Origin of the sequence: Algoriphagus terrigena DSM 22685 (assembly GCF_000429445.1) — a bacterium.
GTDB classification, from domain to species: domain Bacteria; phylum Bacteroidota; class Bacteroidia; order Cytophagales; family Cyclobacteriaceae; genus Algoriphagus; species Algoriphagus terrigena.
Window position 1 is genome coordinate 71,600 of record NZ_AUBW01000015.1, and the last position, 21,780, is coordinate 93,379.

Below are 21,780 nucleotides of genomic sequence, written 5' to 3' on the forward strand. Positions count from 1 at the left end.
AATCGAGACCACTGATCAAAAAAAAAGTTTTTCAAAATAATTCCCCATCGCGGATGAATTGCCTTTTGCTAGCTTGCTACCTGAAGAATAACCACCAATCGAATGAAAAGACAATTTCTGAACGCAGGAATGGCTGGCTTACTGATGACCGGTATTCTCTCGTATACCGCGTCGGCACAGAGTGATCCGACAGGAAAGCGGAGAGTCTCGGAAACCTACGCTATCACCAATGCCACAATTTTTGCATCTCCCGGTCAGCAAGGGACCAAAGGCACGGTCCTCTTCCGTGAAGGAGTGATCGTGGATATGGGTGCAAATCTGTCACTTCCCAAGGAAGCCCAGCTGATCGCTGGTGACTCACTATTTATCTATCCTGGCTTCATCGATGGTTCCGGAATGGCCGGAATCACGAAACCAACGGATCTTGAAAGACCCAAGGACTTTGTATCGTCGGCGCCCCCTGATGAGATCGCAGGCATCACGCCCTGGAGATCCGCCACGGATCAGTTTTCCATTACAGGAAATCAGGTAGATGACTGGAGAAAGTCCGGATTCACCCTCACTCAGGTGGTACCTGACGGAGGCATGATTCCCGGCAAGGCGGCTATCATGGTATTGGGAAACCCCACAACGGTTAATGTACTAATGGAAAATACCGCTCTGGCCGCCAATTTCAGAGGGTCCAGAGGGATGTACCCCGCCACTGCGGTGGGTGTGATGGCAAAGTTTCGCGACGTCTATCAAAACACCGCTCTCGCTCTCGACCACACCAAGCTCTACGCGTCCACGGCCGGAGTCTCCAGACCCGAGATGACTCCAACCCAGGTTGGAATGACAGCCGTCGTTCAGAAACAGATCCCGGTGATTTTCACTGCAAACTCCGATCTAGAGGTGAGAAGAGCGATCTCGCTCCAGAAAGAGTTGGGTTTCAAACTCATTCTTTCCGGATTGGAAAACTATGAAACAGTCATTGACCTGATTAAAAGCTCAGGCACTCCGGTACTGATCAAGCTTGAAGTTCCTGATGACAAGGCTCTCAAGGCGCAAAAAAAGGACAGTGTTAGCGCAGCAACCAAAGCCCAATACGACCGGGTAAAGGAAGCTTACGATATGGCTCTCAAGCAGGCGTCGCTTTTGGAGAAAGCTGGAATCCCCTTCGGATTCTCTACTATTGACGCCAAGCCTGGAGACGCGCTAAAGGCGATTCAGTCGATGGTCAAAAATGGCCTAAGCGAAAAGGCGGCTTTGGCGGCTCTGACCACCAATCCCGCCCAAATACTTGGAATCAGCAGAGTGGCAGGAACCATCGAGAAAGGCAAGATGGCCAATTTCGTAATCAGCACCGATTCGATCTTCAAAGAATCAGCGCAGATCAAAACTGTCGTGGCTGACGGCTATGTATTTGACTATGAAGTGAAGAAAAAGGCTGCCAAGGAAAACGGAAAATCTGAAAATGGTGCCGTGAAAGCTGAAGGAGTCTGGGAATACACCGCAGAAACTCCGGCTGGTAGCAATGGCGGAGAAATCACCATTACCAAAGAAGGTTCAGAATACTCCGGAACGATCACTCTGGATGACCCTTCTGGCGGGGGTAAGATCAACACACCGATTAGGAATGTCGCTCTTAGCGAAAAAACACTTTCTTTCGAATTTGACGTCAACGCAGGTGGAAACAACCTCACCGTCACTATTACAGCAGAAATCGCAGGTGCCAGCATGGAAGGTACCATGTCTGTCGGACAGTTCGGCTCCTTTCCACTTACCGCCACACTCATCACTCCTAGCCTAACCCACTAAAAACATGAAAAAGCTCAATTTTATACTTGCTGCTTTGTTGGGAATGGGATTGAATTATTCCCAAGCGCAAACTCCGAAAGGCAGTGTTCTGATAAAAAACGCGACGGTGCTTACCGTAACGAAAGGAAATCTGGAAAACACAGATGTCTTGGTTCAGGACGGAGTTATCAAGCAAGTTGGACAAAATCTTAGCGCTCCATCAGGAGGACAGACGATCGACGCCAGCGGCAAATTTCTGATGCCTGGAATCATCGACGCCCACTCCCACGTCGCGCTTGACGTGGTCAACGAGGCCTCTTCGCCGATCGTGGCTGAAGTTCGGATGAAAGACGTGGTCAATCCCTTTGAAATCGGGATCTACCGCGCGCTCGCCGGTGGGGTGACCATCTCCCACGCGATGCACGGCTCCGCCAATGTCGTCGGTGGTCAAAACGCCACCCTGAAACATCGCTGGGGCTCTGACGATCCTGCGGAAATCATCATGCAGGACGCGCCACGCACGATCAAGTTTGCGCTGGGAGAAAACCCAACCCGGGTTCACGGACGAGGCAACAACATCCAACCAAGAACCCGTATGGGTGTGGAAGCAGTTTTAAGAAACGGTTTCAACGAAGCACTGCAATACAAGAAAAACTGGGAAAGCTACAATTCGGCCAAAGGACAAAAGGGGAACACCATGACTCCGCCGGCTTTCAACGATCGTCTTCAGACGCTGGCAGATATCCTGGACGGCAAGATCATCATCCACTGCCACTCCTATCGCGCAGATGAAATCTACATGCTGATCAACGTCGCCAAGGATTTTGGGATCACCAAGCTGGTCTTCCAGCACACCAACGAAGGCTTCAAAGTCGCTCCGGAGATTGCCGAATACACGATGGGCGCTTCCGTATTTGCCGACTGGTGGGCTTACAAGATGGAGGTCTACTACTCCACCGCTTTCAATGCCGCGATCCTTCAGAGAAATGGCGTCATCACCTCGATCAATTCGGATTCTGCAGAGCTGATCCGTCACCTCTATCACGAGGCTGCCAAGACGCAGCGCTACGGAGGATTGACGGACGATGAGGCCCTGGCCATGATCACCATCAATCCCGCCAAACAACTTGGTATTGACGACAAGGTAGGTTCGATCGAAGTCGGCAAACAAGCTGACTTGGTGATTTTCGAAGGTCATCCGCTTTCCTCCTATGCAGTTCCCCAAATGACCTTTGTGGACGGCGTCAAATACTTTGACATCAAGGCGGATACAGACGACCAGCGTCAGTTTGTGAGCGCGACAGAGATGGTAGAGCCGGTGTATCTGCATGCCGAAGAGGACCACCAATGTCTCCAGGACGTGGACGCATACTTCGAAGCATTTCAGGGAGCGTTCCTTGAAGAGACACTTTAATCACCCCGAATCATGAATAGAATTTTAAAAACCTTTTGCGCCTCTCTGCTTGCCCTTCTTCCAGTGGCGGCCATGGCTCAGATCGACGGGGAATTTGTAAAACCCCGTACCGGAAAGTTTCTCCTTCAAAACGCCACAGTCGTGACTGTCACCAAAGGCACGCTGAGCAATACTTCTGTTTTGGTCGAAAACGGGAAGATCTCCCAAGTAGGCACCGGTATCAGTGCCGACGGTGCGGAAGTCATCGACTGCACGGGCATGTTCATCTATCCTGGCATGATCGACGGCGGTACCAGACTGGGTTTGGTCGAAGTCAGCTCGGTGCCTGAGACCGTGGACTACGCCGAACTGGGAAATGTAACTCCGAATATGCAGGCTTTGACCACGGTCAATCCCAACGCCGAAGCCATCAGTGTAACCCGCGTTTCCGGCGTGACGACCGTTTTGACGGTACCCACTGGCGGTCTTTTCCCCGGCACAGCCGCTTTGATCAATCTCAATGGCTACACGCCGGATCAGATGTACGGCGGATTCAAGGCTATCGTCATGAACTTCCCGAGCTCCGGACGACGTGGCAGATTTGATCGAAGATCGGAGGAGGATGTGAAAAAAGACTCCGAAAAAGCATTGAAAGAAGCCAATGAAATCTGGGAAAATGCCAAGAACTACCTGACCTTGAAAAAGGCCGGCGCTGAACTTCAATACTATCCCGAGATGGACCAGCTGTCAAAGGCTGTCTCCGGCGAGCTTCCTCTGCTCATCGTAGTCGATGCAGCCTCTGATATCCAAAATGCAATCAAGTGGGTAGAAGGTAAAGACATCAAAGTGATCTTCTCAGGTGTGGCTGAAGGATGGAGAGTGGCCGATGAGATCGCCAAAGCAGGAATCCCCGTGATCACAGGTCCGGTGCAGGAATTGCCCACCAGACAGTCTGACCGCTACGACACGCCCTACGCGAACGCCGGCAAGATGGCCAAAGCAGGCGTCAAAGTAGCGATCCGTACTGACGAAGAAGAAAACGTACGAAACCTGCCATTCCACGCCGCTTTTGCGGCAGCTTACGGATTGGGCAAAGAGGAAGCGCTGAAAGCGATCACCATCAATCCCGCCGAGATCTTCGGCATTGCAGATCAGTATGGCTCTGTGGAAGCTGGCAAACGCGCCAACCTGATCATCTCGACAGGCGATCCGCTGGAGACCAAGTCTCAGATCATCCACGTCCTCATCGACGGCTACATGATCCCAATGTCCAACAGACACATCAGACTCTACCAGGAATTTCTCGAACGATCTCCGGGTTTAAAGGTCAATTGATTTGATGAAAAGCCACGAGCCAGTCTCGTGGCTTTTTTATTATCGAAAGAATCAAACCGAAAGTCGGAGCGCAATGTCATCTGGATGTGAACCTCGAAGGTGTGAATGTCGTTTTCTCAGAAACACCCTAGAAAAATGGACCGGTGACCAACGCCAAGTGGGCGCCTTCCTTCCACATGAGTCGACACCGAGGTTCGATTAGAGAAAACAAAACCCGGTCAACGGACACAAAACACGAAAACAATAAGCCACCTGAATCATCTAAAGTCTTACCAATGAAAACGCTAAAATTCAAAACCAACATCAATTGCGGCAACTGCCTGGCCAAGGTCACACCCAAACTTAACGAACAATCCGGAATCGAATCGTGGTCAGTGGATCTCGAGGATCCGGAACGCACACTGACCGTGGAGACCACCGAACTGGGTCCTGACGATATCAAGAAGGCGGTCCTGAAGGCCGGTTTTTTGGCGAATGTGAAATAACGAAATGGAGACGTTAGACTTCAGACACAATAGAAAGCCCTATATCAGCTCCTTTGTCGAAAGTCTAAAATCTAACGTCTTATATCATCATTTGAACTTCCAAGATTAAATTCCGTACTTTTGACACAATGAAAGCTCCAGTTTCCATTCTTCTAGCCCTGCTAGTCTTCTTCGCCTCCGTCGGGATGGCCAAGACGACGCATTTTTGCATGGGCACGGAGATGACATCAGAGCTTGGTTTTGGAGCCAAACACGTGGATTGTGGGATGGAAATGCCGATGAGCCACGACGAGCAAGGTTCCGACAACCAAAAAGATCCAAACTCTTGCTGCGAAAATATCACCGAGCACCTTCAGGTCGACGATGAGGTACAGCTCAAAAAGTCGGATGTACAATTCCAGTTGAATTTTGCGGTCGCCTTGGTGGAGGTTTTTGTCTTCGGATTGACACCAAGCACTGATCGACCAAACACTTTTTGGACAGCATATTCCCCTCCCATTTCGCGGGATTACCAAGTCCTTTACCAAAACTTCCTGATTTAAATCCTAGGTAGCCGGGTCATCCCGGTATGCATTTGACCTCAAACCAAAACGGTTTAGGCATTATCCACTGCATCAACCTAGAATTTATGCTTAATCGAATCATCAAGTATTTCCTTGAAAATAAGCTCGTGACAGTGCTTTTTCTCCTGCTGATCATCGGCTGGGGAATCGTCACGGCGCCTTTTAACTGGAACATTGGCTTCCTTCCGCGGGACCCCGTACCCGTCGATGCCATTCCCGATATCGGCGAAAACCAACAGATCGTCTTTACCGAATGGATGGGTCGCTCTCCTCAAGACGTAGAGGATCAGATCACTTATCCGCTTACCACTTCGCTGCTGGGGCTTCCTGGAGTGAAAAGCGTGCGTTCGAGCTCCGCATTCGGCTTTTCCAGCATCTACATCATCTTTGACGAAGAGACGGAATTCTACTGGAGCCGATCCCGAGTTTTGGAAAAACTCAACTCCCTTCCAGCGGGCTTGCTTCCAGAGGGCGTCCAACCCAAGCTCGGTCCCGATGCCACCGCGCTCGGACAGGTCTTTTGGTACACGCTCGAAGGCCGGGACGAAGATGGAAATCCGACCGGTGGTTGGGATCTCCACGAGCTTCGGACTATCCAGGACTACTATGTGCGCTATGCGCTGACTGCCGTCGAAGGCGTGGCAGAAGTGGCCTCCGTGGGCGGCTATGTCAAAGAATACCAAGTCGATGTAGATCCAGCTGCACTGAAAGCTCACGGCGTCAGCCTCATGGACGTGATGGAAGCAGTGCGAAAGTCCAATCTGGACGTCTCCGCCAATACTATCGAGATCAACCGGGTGGATTATTTTGTCCGTGGATTAGGCTATGTCGAAGAGTTGGCTGATCTGGACAAAGCCGTGGTCAAAGTCACCGACAACGTTCCGATCCGCATCCAGGATGTCGCCAGGGTCAACATCGGCCCGCAACCGAGAAACATGTCCGGCATCTTGGACAAAAGCGGCGCAGAAGCCGTGGGCGGGGTCGTCATCGCCCGCTACGGAGACAATCCCCTGCAGGTAATCGAAGGCGTCAAGGCCGAAATAGAGAAACTTTCCCAAGGCCTCCCTACCAAAACGCTGGCCGACGGCACTGTTTCCAAAGTCACGCTGGTACCGTTCTACGACCGCACCGGCCTAATCTACGAGACACTCGGCACGCTCTACGAGGCGATCAACTTGCAAATCTTGGTAACGATCCTAGTGATCATCGTGATGGTGTACAACCTTCGCGCTTCGCTTCTGATCTCTGCCCTGCTGCCGCTTGCAGTTCTGATGTGCTTCATCTTTATGAAATACTTCGGCGTAGACGCCAACATCGTCGCACTTTCCGGAATCGCCATCGCCATCGGAACCATGGTCGATCTGGGCATTATCCTCAATGAAAACGTCCTCCGTCATCTCGAGATCGCGCCCAGAAGCCAATCCAAGCTCAAAACCGTGTATGAAGCCACCGCGGAGGTTTCTGGAGCAATCGTCACTGCTGTCAGCACCACGATTGTCAGTTTTCTACCGGTATTTACATTACAAGCCGCCGAGGGAAAACTCTTTGGTCCACTGGCCTACACCAAGACTTTTGCACTGATCTCGGCTGTGATCTTCACACTTCTGATCATGCCGGCCTTTTCGCATTGGATCTTTTCCATCAAGAGTTACAAAGCCAAAAACGGAAAATTTATAAACTACCTGTTGATGCTTTTGGGGATTGTCATCGCCCTCACCATATGGGCTTGGGGCGGTTGGTTGCTCTTTGGATACGGGCTGATACATACAGCGGCCCTTCATTTCCCGGATAAAGTCGAAAAGCACAAAAGCCTCCTCGTCATCGTCCTTACGCTGGTTTTTGTAACCTGGCTGCTGACCGAATTATGGATGCCGCTCGGTGTATCCGTCAGCCATTTCACCAATTTTCTGTTTATATCACTGCTTTTAGGCCTCGTCTTGGGCGGTTTCGCAGCGTTCATTCGAGTCTATCCCCGTATCCTCATGTGGTGTCTGGCCAATAAAGGCACGTTCCTGATCTTTCCTGTGGTTGTCATCTTGATGGGAGTGAGTGTATGGCAGGGTTTTGACAAAGTCTTCGGCGTCATCCCACGGGCTTTTGACCTAGTCGGAGTCAATATTCGGACTACCGGCCTTTGGTCTGGACTGAGTCATACCGCTCCCGGTATGGGAAAAGAGTTTATGCCTTCGCTCAACGAGGGTTCTTTTCTCCTAATGCCTACCACTATGCCACATGCTGGGATTCAGGAAAACAAAGAAGTCCTCCAACAATTGGACATGCTGGTGACGGCAATACCCGAGGTGGAAATGGTCGTGGGGAAAGCCGGCCGGGCCGAAACGGCCATCGACCCCGCTCCCATCAATATGTTTGAGAATACCATCCAGTACAAAAGCGAATATGCCGCGGACCAAAACGGAACCCGCCTTCGGTTTAAAATCATGGATGGCAAGTACGAGTTGAAAGACGGGTCGCTGTTCGATCCAGAATCGATGAGCCCAAATCAGATTCGCGTAGCGGATTTGGTGCCGGATTCGGATGGAGAATACTTCCGTCAATGGAGATCCCATATCAAGTCTCCTGATGATATCTGGGATGAGATAGTCGGGGTGATCAACCTCCCCGGAGTGACTTCCTCTCCAAAGCTCCAACCCATCGAGACCCGTCTCGTGATGCTCCAAACTGGAATGCGAGCGCCAATGGGAATCAAAGTATACGGACCTGATCTACAAACAATTGAAAGCTTTGGATTACAGCTGGAGAACTATCTAAAGGAAGTGCCTTCGGTGAAAAAAGAAGCGGTCTTCGCAGACCGAATCGTCGGCAAACCTTATCTGGAACTGGACATCAACCGGGACGAAATCTCCCGCTATGGGATGAATGTGCTCGACGTGCAGGACTTTATCGAGACCGCTATCGGCGGTATGAAACTCAGCACGACGGTGGAAGGTCGTGAGCGTTTTCCGATCCGCGTGCGCTATGCAAGAGAATTCCGGGACGATCCGGATGCAATCGAAAATCTGCAAATCCCGACTCCCTTGGGCAATTACATTCCCCTGAGTCAGGTCGCCAACATCACGTACCGACCAGGCCCGGACATGATCCGGGGAGAAGACAGCTTCTTGGTCGGCTATGTACTTTTGGACAAGATGGACGGCTTTGCGGAAGTGACCGTGGTAGAGCAGGCACAGAAATACCTACAGGAAAAGATCGATTCCGGAGAATTGAAAGTGCCAAATGGCGTCCGATATGAGTTTTCCGGTTCGTATGAAAATCAGGTTCGGGCCGAAAAGCGCCTGGGAATTGTCGTTCCGCTTTGCTTGATTCTGATTTTCCTGATTCTCTACTTCCAGTTCCGTGCTGTCTCCACTTCCCTGTTTGTCTTTTCCGGCATTGCAATGGCCTTTTCGGGCGCCTTCCTGATGCTCTGGCTTTATGGTCAGGACTGGTTTATGGACTTCTCGCTCTTTGGCAGCAACCTGCGTGACCTGTTCCAGATGAAAACCTACAATCTCAGTGTGGCGGTCTGGGTCGGATTCATCGCCCTCTTCGGCATCGCTACCGACGACGGCGTGGTCGTCGCCTCATATCTAGATCAGAGTTTCAAGGAAAACAAGCCTAATTCCATCCAAGCCATCCGCGAGTCGGTTTTGGAAGCGGGAAAAAGAAGGGTTTTGCCCTGTATGATGACTACAGCCACCACGCTTCTGGCCTTGGTTCCGGTACTGACTTCAACTGGCAGAGGCTCGGACATCATGATTCCCATGGCGATTCCGTCTGTCGGCGGGATGATCTTGGAGGTCACAACAGTATTCTTGGTGCCGACCCTGTATTGCTGGTGGGCTGAGCGAAAATTGAAAAACAATTCCGAGGTATTCACTGAAGAGTTAAAACCGTCTGAAAATGGAAACTAAGCATTCGAAATTTCGATTACCAAATTCCCCCTCCCGATGGCTATCGGGATTAAGGGGGTTAGGGGCATTTTTTCTTGTATTAATTAGCCTGTCGGTAAACGCGCAATCCCTCGATGACTACCTGATCATCGCCGCCGAAAACAATCCCGGGCTGAAGGCTGCCTATACCCGGTACGAGGCGACTTTGGAGAGAACCCGACAGCCCGGACTTCCAGATCCAGAGCTCCAGGTAGGCTTTTTCCTCAAGCCGATGGAGCGATTCATGGGCAACCAGCAGGCAGACATCCAGCTCATGCAGATGTTTCCCTGGTTTGGAATGATCGGCACCCAAAAAGAAGAGGCCAATCAGATGGCTTTGGCGCAGTATCAGCTTTTTCTGGAAGAAAAAAACCAGCTGATGTATCTCGTCAAATCGACTTGGTATGAGATTACCAAGATTCGGGAAGAAATCGGAATTCAGCAGGAAAACCTGAAAATCTTGACGCAGCTCGAAACGTTGGCTTTGATCAAGTACCAAGCGGCGGGCGGAAGTCCCACGAGCCTTCCAACCCCTGCTACTGTACAAAAGTCCTCGCCCTCTCTGTCTGCGGGTTCAGCCGGGATGAATTCCATGGCAGGAAATACCAGCCCGACAAGTCCAGCAATGAATTCCTCCATGGGCGGCTCATCGATGGCTTCGACGGGCTCGGCGATGAGCGAAATCCTCCGGCTAAGGGTCGAAATCAAGGAACTTCAAAACACGCTCACGCAGCTGGAAGCAGATCTAGAACCTCAGCAAATCAAATTTAATCAACTGCTGAACCGAGGAATTCGCGAGGAGTTTCAGCTGCCCAAAGAGTTTGCACCCATTGCACTGGAAGCTCAGAAGCTCGCCGTCTTGGACAGCATCCGCTCCAGCCATCCCATGCTGGCGATGTACGACCACGAGATGGCCGCTTACGATCAGCAGGCTAGGATGGCCCGATTGGATGGAAGGCCGATGCTGGGTGCCGGTGTCAATTACATGCCTTTCACAGCCCGTGCGGAAAACGGCATGATGATGGGCGGCGAAGACATGGTCATGCCGATGGTAACCATGACCCTGCCGATCTACCGCAAAAAAGTGAACGCCCGCATCAAAGAAGCCGAGTTGATGAAGGAATCTGCCGCACTGGAGCGTCAAAAAACCGAAAATCTGCTGGCTATGGACTGGGCCAATGCCTACCGCCAATGGGAAGACGCGGAGCGAAAGCTGCAACTATACGCCGAGCAGACGGAGCTGACCCAGCAAAATCTCGAGCTGATGAGCACTGCCTACACTGCCAATCAGGCTAGCCTGTCGGATGTCCTGGCCGTCCACCATCAGTTTCACGACTATCAATTAAAGCAGCTATACGCTGTCTATTCCCAGTATCTCAGCTTGGCTCAGCTCGAGATGCTTACCTCTTCTTCCTTTTCTCTTGACTGACATCTGCTATGAAAAAGCTATTTGAAAATAAACTTATCCTAATCCTGGTCACCTTGGTGATTGGCGGATTGATCGGCTGGATAGTCAAACCATCAGACCATCAAACCATCGAAGAATCGCACGATCTGCATTCTCTTTGGACTTGTTCCATGCATCCAACAGTCAAATTGGGTGAGCCCGGTGACTGCCCGATTTGCGGGATGGATCTGATTCCTGCTACGCAAAACACTTCCAGTTCCGCCAACCCAATGGTTCATGAGATGACTGCGGAAGCCATTGCTTTGGCACAAATCCAGACCACCAAGATCGGTGGAGCCAATGCCTCGGGCGAGCTTTTCCTGACAGGAAAAATCCAGGCAGATGAGCGCGAAAACGCCTCAGTTACCGCCAAATTCCCCGGAAGGATCGAAAAACTTTACGTCACCTTCACTGGAGAGCAAGTCAAAGCCGGGCAGAGATTAGCGACGATCTATTCGCCCGACCTACTTGCTGCGCAAAGTGAGTTGCTTCAGGCTGCTAAGACCAAGGCAAGCTTTCCTGAGTTGTATCAAGCAGCCAAGGAAAAGCTCAGACTCTGGAAGTTGAGTGAAAGTCAGATCTCCGAGATTGAGCAGGGCGGCAAAGTCAGAGACCAGATAGACATTCTCGCCGATCAATCCGGCGTCGTGACCCAGCGCAATATCGCGGTTGGAGACTACGTGAACACCGGTCAAGTGCTTTTCAACGTCGTCAATCTGGACAAACTCTGGGTTTTGCTCGATGCCTATGAGGCCGATCTCGGCGCGCTGAACTTGGGAAATGAGATCGAGTTCAGTGTGGCTGGCTTGCCTGGTGAGACTTTCAAAGCGAAAGTCTCCTTCATCGATCCGCTACTCGACCCGAATACCCGATCTGCTTCCGTTCGTGCCGAAATCAGCAATTCCGGCCACAAACTCAAGCCTGAGATGTTTGTGACCGCGCGGATCAAGACGAAGGCCAGCAGCACTGCATCCGGGTTAGCGGTTCCACGCACAGCGGTCCTTTGGTCTGGCAAGCGATCTGTCGTCTATGTGAAGGTTTCCAATAGCGAAATGCCGTCCTTTGAGATGCGGGAAGTCACGCTCGGAGCCAGAATGGGCGAAAACTATGCAATCGAATCCGGCCTCCAAGCCGGAGAGGAAATCGTCACCAACGGCGCATTTGCGATCGACGCAGCAGCGCAGCTTTCCGGGCAATACAGCATGATGAATCGACCAAAAACCAAGTCTTTGGAAGTGTCGGAGGAATTTAGAAATCAGATCACCGATGTGGCTGACGCCTATTTTCAAGTCAAAAATGCACTGGTGGAAGACGAGCTTGCTGCGTCCAAATCCGCGGTTAAAAGCCTCCAGCAATCCCTTTCCAAAGTCAACATGCAACTCGTCCAAGGGGAAGCTCATGACCGCTGGATGACGATCCTCGGAGGACTAAAAGATGCCGGCGGGAAGATCGAAAACGCAGGTAATTTGGAAGACGCGAGAAAGCATTTCTCCATGCTTTCCCAGCAAATCCTCGAAATGACCGAGACTTTCGGCTTAAACCGAGACGCTGTTTACAAGGACTATTGCCCGATGGCTTTTGGGGATCAGGGTGCATTTTGGCTTTCGGAGACCAAGGATATCACCAATCCGTACTTCGGTTCGTCGATGCTAACCTGCGGTGAAGTCAAGCAAACCTACCTCAAAGGCCAGCCTGTCATCGATCTGAAAAGTCCGGCCACACCGGCACCGGCCACCCATAAACATTAAAAAAACAAGGCCTATTACGTCTTGAAAACTTGATAGAATCAACCTATTCACAACAAATAAATCAACAATCCTAAATCCTACAAAAATGAAAAAGAACCTTCTTTTCGCACTTGCCCTTGCTGTAACCCTGATGTCATGTGGGGGAAAAACAGACTCTCACGAAGGGCATGACATGGATCATTCCACCCCTGATTCCACGACTTCAGAGGCAGTTTCCATGGAGAGCAATAGCTCCACCACCGCAGTCATCGACACCTATCTGGCAGTAAAGGATGCTTTGGTCGCCGACGATCAGGCTGGAGCAGCCGAAAAAAGTTTGGCCCTGAACACAGCATTAAAAGATCTTGATGTCGACAGTGAAGAGTCGAAAAACCTTCTGCTAGAAGCAACTGCATCCGCTGAAAAACTCGCTTCCGGAGATCTTGCTGCGCAAAGAGAAAACTTCCAAGCGCTCAGCGTGACGCTCAAAGATCTACTGAAGATCGTCGGAACAGACCGCACGCTATATCAGCAGCACTGCCCGATGTACAAAAACAACACCGGAGGCATCTGGCTCAGCGCTTCAGAGGAAATCAAAAATCCACTTTTCGGAAGCAAGATGCTCACTTGCGGTCGAGTCGAGGAAACACTGACTTCGCTTTAAAAAACGGAAAGCAGGCGTAAATTGCACCTGCTTTCTCATTTTAGCCAAAGTTATGAAGTTCAAGTTCTCTTTTGTTTTGTCCCTCTGCTTTTTCGTTTTCGGCTTTTCTTTCGCCCAAGAAAAAGTGCTGGAACCGCTAAAAGTGTCCCAAATCCGCGGAATCAACGTCTTCGGAAAACCGGTGGACAACCAAACCCGCTGCGTGCACTGGCATTCCGAGCTGGACATCATAGCGATCAAGTTCAAATGCTGCGACAAGTATTATCCCTGCTTTTCCTGTCACGAAGAGGAAGCAGATCATGAGCCTGAGGTTTGGCCGAAAGCGGAATTTGACCAAAAGGCAATTCTCTGCGGCGTCTGCGGAAACGAACTAAGCATTGAAGACTACATGGCTTCCAACAATACCTGTCCGCACTGCAAGTCAGGCTTCAACCCCGGCTGCAGCAAGCACTATCATCTGTATTTCGAGACCGACCAAAAGTAGTACAAAGTCCCATGTACCAAGTACAAAGTCGGCAGGACAAAAATATCTGCCTCCAAATCCAATAACTAGTAACCTATAACTCAATTTCATATTCTATTGAGAAAAAACAATCAGTATTTTGCCCGCCGAATCCACCGTTTTTTGGGCGTATTCATAGGCATTCAGTTCTTTTTCTGGACGCTTTCGGGACTCTATTTCTCTTGGACCGACATCGATGAGATCCACGGTGATCATTTCCATCAGGATCACATGATGCACATGACCGCCACCAACCTCTTGGAGCCGGGAAGCTTGGATTCAACGCTTGAAATCGCCTCTTTGGAACTCCGGTTTGTGCGGCATCAGCCCCACTATTGGGTCAATGGAGAAAAGCTTTTTGATGCTCAAACCGGCAAACTCAAGCCAGAAATCACGGAAGAAGAGGCCAAAGAAATAGCCAGAATCTACATCAAAGGTGACTTCGGAATTAAGTCCGCGGAATACCTGACTGAGACAGGTTCGCATCACGAATATCGTGGCCGTCCCCTACCGGCTTGGGCCGTTCAATTTGATCATCCGGAAAATCTCATCGCCTACATCGATGCCAAAAGTGGAAATTTCGAACGTGTGAGGCACAGCAGCTGGCGGGTATTCGACTTTCTGTGGATGTTTCACACGATGGATTACGCCGGCCGGGACAATTTCAACAACCTGCTACTCCGTGCTTTTTCGGTATTTGGATTGGCTACAATCGTCTCTGGTTTCACACTGTTTTTTATGACGTTGAAAAAGTCAAAGCGCCAGTGATAAACTTAGGTCCATCTGAAGCTTCAAACCTCCCCTTTTCTCGAGATCCTCATTTATTCTGACTTGGATCTTGATATTGATGTCTAACGTCTTTCTACTTCCTTCACTCCTTCCAATTCCGGTTACTCTTCTTCTCTGCCTGCACTTTTTTACTTTTCAGTCGCTTCTCGACGGCGCCCTTGCCGGGTTTGGTGGCTTTCCGGACTTTCTTTTTGTGAAAAGCTGACTTGAGCAGATCGTAAAACTTGCGGATGACCAGCTCCTTGTTTTGGATTTGAGATCTCTTTTCCTGCGAAGAAAGCTGGAGAAATCCTTCCTGGTCGATCTTATTGGGAGCTTTTTGAAGCAAGGTCAATTTCTCTTCCTCGTTCAAAATCAACGAATTGTTCACATTAAATCGCAGCTGAACTTTGGTCTCCACTTTATTAACGTTTTGCCCGCCCGGACCGCTGGCCCGGGATGTCTGGAAGTTAAGTTCAGGCAAAAAGTCGCCGTTTTGGATGCGGGTGTCGAGAGAAGACATGAAGTGGTAAAGTTTGAAAGTGGTAAGGTGGTAAAGTTAGCGTACAACCTTACCACTTTGGCACATTGCAACGTTACAACTCTTTTGAATTACCTTCGCGAACTATTCCACCACGGAATTCAGTTCTATCCAGCGTAACCTAATGGACCTTGAATCCATTAACCACTACCTATGAAAAGACCAAGAGTCGTCGTCGGCCTCTCCGGAGGCGTTGACAGCAGCGTCGCTGCCCACTTGCTGATCCAGCAAGGCTACGAAGTCATCGGCATGTTTATGAAAAACTGGCACGATGAATCCGTCACCATCTCCAACGAATGCCCTTGGATGGAAGACTCCACGGATGCGATGCTCGTCGCCGAGAAACTCGGCATTCCCTTTCAAGCCATCGATCTCAGCGAAGAATACAAGGATCGGATAGTCGACTACATGTTTGCCGAATACGAAGCCGGACGCACACCCAATCCCGACATCCTTTGCAACCGCGAGATCAAATTCGATATTTTCCTAAAAGCTGCGCAAAAGCTCAAAGCTGACTTTGTCGCTACGGGACACTATTGCCAAAAAGCCGAAATTGCAGTCGAAGGCAAACCGGTCTATCAATTGCTCGCGGGAGCAGATCCCAACAAGGATCAGAGCTATTTCCTCTGCCAGCTTTCTCAGGAGCAACTGTCTAAAGCACTATTTCCCATCGGGCATCTTCAAAAACCGGATGTAAGAAAGATCGCCAAAGAAGCTGATCTTATTACGGCGGAAAAGAAAGATTCCCAAGGTCTTTGCTTTATTGGAAAAGTACGGCTGCCCGATTTCCTACAGCAGCAATTGAAGCCCAAAAAAGGCAATATCATCCAGATCCCGGAAGACCTTCCGGTTTTTGAGCAATTGAAAGTGCCAGTTCTGACCAAGGCCGCTGACTGGAATGAAGACCAATTGAACGCTGTCTCACTGCCGATTCACTTCGCACCCAATCAGGGAAAAGTTCTCGCCGAGCACAATGGCGCCCATTATTTCACGGTGGGTCAACGAAAAGGTCTCCAAGTAGGCGGCACAGGAAAACCCCTGTTCGTCATCGCGACGGACACCCGCGAAAATATCATCTACACCGGACTGGGAGAAGACCACCCAGGCTTGAACCGCTATGGGCTTTTCGTCAAAAGCGATCAAATCCACTGGATCCGGGAGGATTTGGCCTTGAAGCCCGGAGAGTCTGCCGAATACATCGCCAGAATCCGCTATCGCCAACCGCTGTCTAAAGCGACCTTGGTCATGAAGGAAAATGGCCTGTACGTCATCTTCGAAAACGCCCAAAAGGGTATCGCTTCCGGCCAGTTTGTAGCTTGGTACAAGGAAGATGAGTGCATCGGCTCCGGGACCATATTTTAAATTTCACCACAGAGTGCACTGAGAAATCAGCAGTTTCTTAGTCAAACCCTAAAATAAACTTCAATCTTAAAAGCTGAAAATGGTCTATTTGACTCGCAGAGAAAAGCTTTTGTGTTCAAGACAAAATCAGGTATAAATCGAAGTTGGATTCTGATATCCCAAAAAACTGTTTCAATGTATACCTGGCCATTAAATAATTTCATTCTTTATGTCTTGGCAGCAAAAATCAATCTTTGTGTCCTCTCCATTTTCCTCCGCGAACTCCGTGGTTAAAAATCCCCATGCTAGACATCCTCTTTGAAGACGAAAATCTGATCATCATCGACAAGCCTGCCGGGCTGTTGGTTCACCGAACCAGACAGGCGTTTGGGGAAGATGAAAACGCCCTGATCCAACTTCGCGACCAGATCGGATCCTGGGTTTCTCCCGTCCATCGCCTGGATCGCGCGACGAGCGGTACACTGCTTTTTGCAAAAAAAGAAGAAGCCCTACCAGCCCTCAAAGCCAAATTCATGGATAGAACCGTGGAAAAGACGTATCTGTGCATTGTCCGTGGAATCCCAGCGATCAAAGAAGATCTGATCGATCATCCACTGACCAGCGAGCGATCTTCCAAACTTCAGGAAGCCCAGACTCGCTACAAAGTAATCGCCGAGTCCGAGATTCCTTTCAACTCCACCGGCCGCTACCCGACCAGTCGCTACGCCATGTTGGAGGTCGATCTGCTCACCGGCAGAACTCATCAGATCCGCCGACACCTGGCTCATATCCGCCATTACATTGTCGGGGATAAAAAACATGGAGACAACAAGCAAAACATCTTTTTTGAGAAGCAATTTGGGCTGACCAATCTCTTGCTCCACTCTTGGAAGATGGGCTTCACCCATCCGCTGACGACAGAAAAAATCGACGTCACCTGCCCTGTTCCACAGCATTTCCGCAAAATCATGACTGATTTAAACTGGGAACCGGGTGAAATTTTGATAGCTGGGAACTGATATCAAGTTTTTCGGCTAATTTTCGCATCGATAAAAATTACCCTATACATGAAAAAACTGATTTTATCCATCGGCCTTTCGGTCGTGGCAGGTTCGTTGGCTTTTGCTCAAAAGAAGCAAATAGAGAAGCACTTCGACGAAAAAGAAGCGATCTCTGAATTTACCTATTTGGCTTCAGACGAGCTGATGGGACGCGATCCAGCCAGACCGGAGATGAAACTTGCCTATACTTTTATCGCAGATCAACTCAAAAAAGCAGGTGCCAAGACGCTGGAAGGTGCTGACGGATACTATCAAAACATCCCTTTCCGACTCTCCTCGCCTCCCAAATCAGGAACCGTGAAGATCGGAGACACCGAATTCTCGCAGGGTAAAAATCTGCTGGTACTCGACGGAAAGTCATTTTCGGGAAGCTATGAACTGGTAGACGTAGGCTTTGGCCTGGAGGAAGATTTTGCCGGAAAGGACCTGAAGGGAAAGATCGCCGTGACCAATGTCGGTGCTCCCAACAAACTCAACCCCAACCAACTCTTTTCGGAAGGAAGAGCTAAAGCCACCCGTGCAAAAGATGCCGGTGCGGTCGCGCTGATCGAACGCTTCAACATTCCTTCAGTTCCATGGCAGATGGTTTCAGGTTTTCTCAACCGCCCACAGATGAGCGTAGACCAGGGAGCAGCCAGCGATCTGCCCTATCTCTGGGTCGAGGATGTGAAAAATCAGTTGGTCGGTGACAATCTCAAAACCGCCAATGTCGCTGTAGAAGGAAAGGTCAACACTCCTGTAGAAGGAAAAAACGTCGTTGCCTGGATCGAAGGAACCGATCCTGAACTGAAAAAAGAATACATCCTGCTCTCCGCGCACTACGACCACGTCGGTGTAGGACAGCCTGACGCAGCCGGTGACTCGATCTTCAACGGCGCGAGAGACAATGCCGTCGGTACCGTGGCGGTGCTCAATGCTGCGAAGTATTTTGCAGAAAACCCTCCAAAAAGATCAATCCTTGTTGCCCTTTGGACTGCTGAGGAAAAAGGACTTTTGGGAAGCGGGTACTTCGCAAACAATCCTTTGGTACCGCTCAATCAGATCATCTATAACCTCAATATCGACAATGCCGGATACAACGACACCTCCATCATCACGGTGATTGGTCTGGGCAGAACGAGCGCTGACTTCCTGATCGAGGAGGCTGTTGCCGAGTTTGGCATCACCGCCAAAGCCGATCCATCTCCTGAGCAGGGACTGTATGACCGATCGGACAACGTTAACTTTGCCAGAAAGGGAATCCCTGCTCCGAGCTTCACACTGGGATTTACGGCATTCGATGACGAGATCAACAAGTATTACCACAAGGCGGCCGATGAAGTTGAAAGCTTCGATCTAGCGTACGCCCAACTCTACTGGAAGTCCTACATTTTGTCCGCAGAAAAGGTCGCCAATTGGGCAGAAAGGCCGACTTGGATAGCCGGGGACAAATACGAAGAGATTGGCAAAGAACTCTACGGGACGAAATAAAAAAGTCCAGAACCCAAGTAGCTGAATCATGATTTCAGCGCTAGGACTTATCATATCAACTCCCCAAGAAAGCGTGCCAGAAACGGCGCGCTTTCTTTTTTGTTTCCAATCTTAGTCCAGGAGAAAGATTGGCGCTCAGCTGGTTTTTCGCAATACGTCGTCTGATTCCAGAATTCCTATACACAAAATCCGATTCCACACCGATTCCGAATAGAGGTGAAATGAATCCCAAATCCTTCCAATTTCCATCTCCCCATGGAAAGCATTATTTTTGTCTCGATGTCCGAATTCAATCCTTTTTCATTTGATCTCCCCGTTGCGGAGATTATCCCCCAAGTCAAAAATCACTTTCAGCAAGCGAACAGCCTGATTATCCAAGCGCCTCCCGGCGCCGGGAAAAGCACCCTCTTGCCTCTGGCTTTGCTGGATGAACCATGGCTCGCCGGTAAGAAGATCATCATGCTCGAGCCACGCAGGTTGGCGACCAAGAGCATTGCGCAGCGGATGGCGAGCATGATCGGCGAAAACACCGGCGATACGGTCGGCTATCGGATTCGCTTTGAGGCGGCGATCTCTGTCAAGACCAGATTGGAAGTCATCACTGAGGGTATCCTGACCCGGATGATGCACTCGGACAATGAACTGAAGGACGTCGGCTTGGTGATCTTTGACGAATTTCACGAGCGAAATCTCCATTCTGAGGTTGCTTTGGCGCTTTGCCGGGAAGTCCAGCAGGTGCTAAGGCCTGATCTGCGGATTCTCCTGATGTCCGCCACCATCGATGCAGAGCAGCTGTCGGGGCTTTTGGGTGCCAAAGTGATCCAAAGCGAAGGCCGTCAGTATCCAGTTGAGGTCAATTACTTGCATGAAGCGGATGAATATGCGATTGGCGAGGACGCAGCACGGCAGATTATTCCTTTGACCAAGAAACATGACGGCGATTTTCTGGTTTTTCTTCCCGGTCAAGGAGAGATCAAGAAGGCCGAGGAGATCCTTCGCCGGGCGCTTCCTGAAGATCTGGTCGTGCCGCTTTATGGACAGCTTTCTCCAACCGAGCAAAACCGGGCTATCCTTCCACACCCTTCCGGAAAGCGAAAAATCGTCCTCTCTACGGACATCGCTGAGACGTCTCTGACCATCGAGGGTGTCAAGGTCGTCGTGGACTCCGGCTTCGCTAAGTCGAATCGTTTTGATCCGAGATCTGGACTTTCAAGGTTGGTTTTGCATCGCATCAGCAAGGACTCCGCCGATCAGCGAAGTGGTCGTGCCGGAAGATTGACTGCCGGTCATTCGTATCGTCTTTGGTCAAAGGCCACTCAGGCTCAATTAGCGGAATATCGCATTCCCGAGCTAATGGAGGCTGATTTGACGGCGTTGGTTTTGGATATGAAAGCTTGGGGAAAGCAGGATATCAGATCCATGACTTGGCTCACGCCGCCTCCTGCGGGCACCTTGGCGCTGGCAGAAAAAACGCTGGAGGCACTCGACGCGCTGGCGCAGGGAAATCTGACCGAACATGGCCGGGAAATCCATCAGGTTCCGTGTCATCCGCGGATAGCCCACATGCTGATCTATGCCAAGAAGGTCAACCAGCTCGGGTTGGCCACGGACGTCGCGGCAGTTTTGGAGGAACGGGATCCGCTTCCACCTGACGCTGGGGTAGATCTCAATCTGAGAATCGAGGTCTTACGCAGATTCCGGGGTCGTGGAGTCGACATGTCCAGAATCAAAAAAATCGAAAAGATAGCTGCCCAGTATCGAAGGATGTTTAAGACGGACCCGCAAAACAGCCCCGTTGATCCCTGGCAGACAGGCCTCTTGCTGGCCTATGCTTACCCTGAGCGAATCGCCGCTGCCCGACCGGGAAACAATGCCCAGTTTCAACTGGCAAACGGGAAGATCGCTCAAATCGGGCATAGGGACGATCTGGCTCACGAAGCCTGGCTTGCCGTAGCTCACGTGGATGCGCGGGAAGGCATGGGCAAGATCTGGATGGCTGCTCCAATCAATCCCAAGGATCTGGCACCGATGCTGAAGACCAAGGAAGTACTGAAGTGGGATCGGAAAAAAGGAGGTTTGCAGGCGCACTCGGAGATCCGGATTGGGTCGATTGTCCTCGGAACTCGTCCCTTGGCGAAGTACGCATCGGGAGATGTGACGGAGGCGATCCTGGAAGCAATCCGTGAAGAAGGTGAGCTGCTTTTGGATTTCAACGAGGCTGTTGAGCAATTGATCTTGCGGGTGCAATGCCTCAAAACATGGAATCCGGACCAAGATTGGCCGGACTGGTCCATTCCTGCACTTTGCGAAAAGCCCGAAGACTGGATCGCTCCATATCTTCAAAACATCACCAAAAACGAGGATTTCAAGAAATTGAATTTGGTTCAGATACTGTCTGGTAGTTTGGATTTTGAAAGCCAGAAGCTGTTGGAGCAGCTCGCACCAGCTGCGATCGGTGTGCCTTCAGGAAGTAAGATCAACTTGGAGTATCGGTCAGAAGGCCAGATTCCCCTCCTTTCGGTCCGCTTGCAGGAACTTTTTGGCTTGCTCGAAACTCCCAGGATAAACGGCGGAAAAACCCCGGTATTAATCGAGCTACTTTCCCCCGGATACAAGCCGGTGCAGCTCACCCAAGACCTCAAAAGCTTCTGGGCCAACGGCTATTTCGAAGTAAAAAAAGAATTGAAACGCCGCTACCCCAAGCATGAGTGGCCGGAAGACCCTGTTGGAGCCGAAGCGGTCAGAGGCGTGAAAAGAAGAGAAAGATAACCGACAAAT

16 protein-coding genes are annotated in these 21,780 nt (G+C 50.4%); 15 read left to right on the forward strand and 1 reads right to left on the reverse strand.

Annotated elements, in window-relative coordinates:
* Nucleotides 1–102: 102 nt before the first annotated feature.
* The 11 genes from G459_RS27600 (at nucleotide 103) to G459_RS0114620 (ending at nucleotide 14,589) form a co-directional block, all read left to right on the forward strand.
* On the forward strand, nucleotides 103–1,797 hold the full coding sequence (locus G459_RS27600; RefSeq protein ID WP_051315242.1) for an amidohydrolase family protein: 1,695 nt from the start codon (nucleotides 103–105) through the stop codon (nucleotides 1,795–1,797).
* 4 nt (nucleotides 1,798–1,801) lie between these two features.
* Nucleotides 1,802–3,190: an amidohydrolase gene (locus G459_RS0114575; protein WP_026968303.1), complete on the forward strand. Its 1,389-nt coding sequence runs from the start codon at nucleotides 1,802–1,804 to the stop codon at nucleotides 3,188–3,190.
* Between the two features lie 12 nt (nucleotides 3,191–3,202).
* Nucleotides 3,203–4,504 (forward strand): amidohydrolase family protein, encoded by a 1,302-nt coding sequence (locus tag G459_RS0114580; protein ID WP_026968304.1) that lies wholly within the window; start codon nucleotides 3,203–3,205, stop codon nucleotides 4,502–4,504.
* Between the two features lie 275 nt (nucleotides 4,505–4,779).
* Entirely contained in the window at nucleotides 4,780–4,989 is a 210-nt protein-coding gene (locus G459_RS0114585; protein WP_026968305.1) for a heavy-metal-associated domain-containing protein, read from the forward strand.
* Nucleotides 4,990–5,117: 128 nt separating this feature from the next.
* Nucleotides 5,118–5,531 carry an HYC_CC_PP family protein gene (locus G459_RS29030; protein WP_051315243.1) on the forward strand — a complete coding sequence of 138 codons (414 nt, stop codon included), beginning with the start codon at nucleotides 5,118–5,120 and terminating at the stop codon, nucleotides 5,529–5,531.
* Nucleotides 5,532–5,617: 86 nt separating this feature from the next.
* Nucleotides 5,618–9,463 (forward strand): efflux RND transporter permease subunit, encoded by a 3,846-nt coding sequence (locus G459_RS0114595; RefSeq protein ID WP_026968306.1) that lies wholly within the window; start codon nucleotides 5,618–5,620, stop codon nucleotides 9,461–9,463.
* Nucleotides 9,453–10,910 (forward strand): TolC family protein, encoded by a 1,458-nt coding sequence (locus tag G459_RS27610; protein ID WP_051315244.1) that lies wholly within the window; start codon nucleotides 9,453–9,455, stop codon nucleotides 10,908–10,910. Before G459_RS0114595 ends, G459_RS27610 begins: the two co-directional genes overlap by 11 nt.
* A gap of 8 nt (nucleotides 10,911–10,918) precedes the next feature.
* Nucleotides 10,919–12,676 (forward strand): efflux RND transporter periplasmic adaptor subunit, encoded by a 1,758-nt coding sequence (locus G459_RS0114605; RefSeq protein WP_026968307.1) that lies wholly within the window; start codon nucleotides 10,919–10,921, stop codon nucleotides 12,674–12,676.
* An 85-nt stretch (nucleotides 12,677–12,761) separates the two neighbouring features.
* On the forward strand, nucleotides 12,762–13,319 hold the full coding sequence (locus G459_RS0114610; RefSeq protein WP_026968308.1) for a DUF3347 domain-containing protein: 558 nt from the start codon (nucleotides 12,762–12,764) through the stop codon (nucleotides 13,317–13,319).
* A gap of 52 nt (nucleotides 13,320–13,371) precedes the next feature.
* Nucleotides 13,372–13,803, forward strand: a complete 432-nt coding sequence (locus G459_RS0114615; RefSeq protein WP_084454519.1) for a CHY zinc finger protein — start codon at nucleotides 13,372–13,374, stop codon at nucleotides 13,801–13,803.
* 96 nt (nucleotides 13,804–13,899) lie between these two features.
* Complete coding sequence (locus tag G459_RS0114620; RefSeq protein WP_026968310.1) at nucleotides 13,900–14,589, forward strand: PepSY domain-containing protein; 690 nt, start codon at nucleotides 13,900–13,902, stop codon at nucleotides 14,587–14,589.
* A 103-nt stretch (nucleotides 14,590–14,692) separates the two neighbouring features.
* Here the strand turns inward: G459_RS0114620 and arfB are convergent, their stop codons facing one another.
* Nucleotides 14,693–15,112, reverse strand: a complete 420-nt coding sequence (gene arfB / locus G459_RS0114625; protein ID WP_035456051.1) for an alternative ribosome rescue aminoacyl-tRNA hydrolase ArfB — start codon at nucleotides 15,110–15,112, stop codon at nucleotides 14,693–14,695.
* A gap of 171 nt (nucleotides 15,113–15,283) precedes the next feature.
* On the opposite strand from arfB, the gene mnmA reads away from it, so the two are divergent.
* The 4 genes from mnmA to hrpB all read left to right on the forward strand — a co-directional run bounded on the left by mnmA (nucleotide 15,284) and on the right by hrpB (nucleotide 21,771).
* Entirely contained in the window at nucleotides 15,284–16,492 is a 1,209-nt protein-coding gene (gene mnmA / locus G459_RS0114630) for a tRNA 2-thiouridine(34) synthase MnmA (protein ID WP_026968312.1), read from the forward strand.
* A 281-nt stretch (nucleotides 16,493–16,773) separates the two neighbouring features.
* Nucleotides 16,774–17,490: a pseudouridine synthase gene (locus G459_RS0114640; protein WP_026968313.1), complete on the forward strand. Its 717-nt coding sequence runs from the start codon at nucleotides 16,774–16,776 to the stop codon at nucleotides 17,488–17,490.
* A gap of 48 nt (nucleotides 17,491–17,538) precedes the next feature.
* On the forward strand, nucleotides 17,539–19,002 hold the full coding sequence (locus tag G459_RS0114645) for a M28 family peptidase (protein WP_026968314.1): 1,464 nt from the start codon (nucleotides 17,539–17,541) through the stop codon (nucleotides 19,000–19,002).
* A gap of 255 nt (nucleotides 19,003–19,257) precedes the next feature.
* The gene (hrpB, locus tag G459_RS0114650) at nucleotides 19,258–21,771 is read left to right on the forward strand and encodes an ATP-dependent helicase HrpB (protein WP_245588190.1); all 2,514 of its coding nucleotides are present in this window, start codon (nucleotides 19,258–19,260) and stop codon (nucleotides 21,769–21,771) included.
* Nucleotides 21,772–21,780 lie beyond the last annotated feature (9 nt).

What these genes read in the sequence shown, in the direction of transcription:
- G459_RS0114580 (WP_026968304.1), top strand. Translation starts at nt 3,203, where the DNA reads ATGAATAGAATTTTAAAAACCTTTTGCGCCTCTCTGCTTGCCCTTCTT.
- G459_RS0114575 (WP_026968303.1), top strand. Translation starts at nt 1,802, where the DNA reads ATGAAAAAGCTCAATTTTATACTTGCTGCTTTGTTGGGAATGGGATTG.
- G459_RS0114585 (WP_026968305.1), top strand. Translation starts at nt 4,780, where the DNA reads ATGAAAACGCTAAAATTCAAAACCAACATCAATTGCGGCAACTGCCTG.
- G459_RS29030 (WP_051315243.1), top strand. Translation starts at nt 5,118, where the DNA reads ATGAAAGCTCCAGTTTCCATTCTTCTAGCCCTGCTAGTCTTCTTCGCC.
- G459_RS0114615 (WP_084454519.1), top strand. Translation starts at nt 13,372, where the DNA reads ATGAAGTTCAAGTTCTCTTTTGTTTTGTCCCTCTGCTTTTTCGTTTTC.
- G459_RS0114605 (WP_026968307.1), top strand. Translation starts at nt 10,919, where the DNA reads ATGAAAAAGCTATTTGAAAATAAACTTATCCTAATCCTGGTCACCTTG.
- mnmA (WP_026968312.1), top strand. Translation starts at nt 15,284, where the DNA reads ATGAAAAGACCAAGAGTCGTCGTCGGCCTCTCCGGAGGCGTTGACAGC.
- G459_RS0114595 (WP_026968306.1), top strand. Translation starts at nt 5,618, where the DNA reads ATGCTTAATCGAATCATCAAGTATTTCCTTGAAAATAAGCTCGTGACA.
- G459_RS0114640 (WP_026968313.1), top strand. Translation starts at nt 16,774, where the DNA reads ATGCTAGACATCCTCTTTGAAGACGAAAATCTGATCATCATCGACAAG.
- arfB (WP_035456051.1), bottom strand. Translation starts at nt 15,112, where the DNA reads ATGTCTTCTCTCGACACCCGCATCCAAAACGGCGACTTTTTGCCTGAA.
- G459_RS0114610 (WP_026968308.1), top strand. Translation starts at nt 12,762, where the DNA reads ATGAAAAAGAACCTTCTTTTCGCACTTGCCCTTGCTGTAACCCTGATG.
- G459_RS0114645 (WP_026968314.1), top strand. Translation starts at nt 17,539, where the DNA reads ATGAAAAAACTGATTTTATCCATCGGCCTTTCGGTCGTGGCAGGTTCG.
- G459_RS27610 (WP_051315244.1), top strand. Translation starts at nt 9,453, where the DNA reads ATGGAAACTAAGCATTCGAAATTTCGATTACCAAATTCCCCCTCCCGA.
- G459_RS27600 (WP_051315242.1), top strand. Translation starts at nt 103, where the DNA reads ATGAAAAGACAATTTCTGAACGCAGGAATGGCTGGCTTACTGATGACC.
- hrpB (WP_245588190.1), top strand. Translation starts at nt 19,258, where the DNA reads ATGGAAAGCATTATTTTTGTCTCGATGTCCGAATTCAATCCTTTTTCA.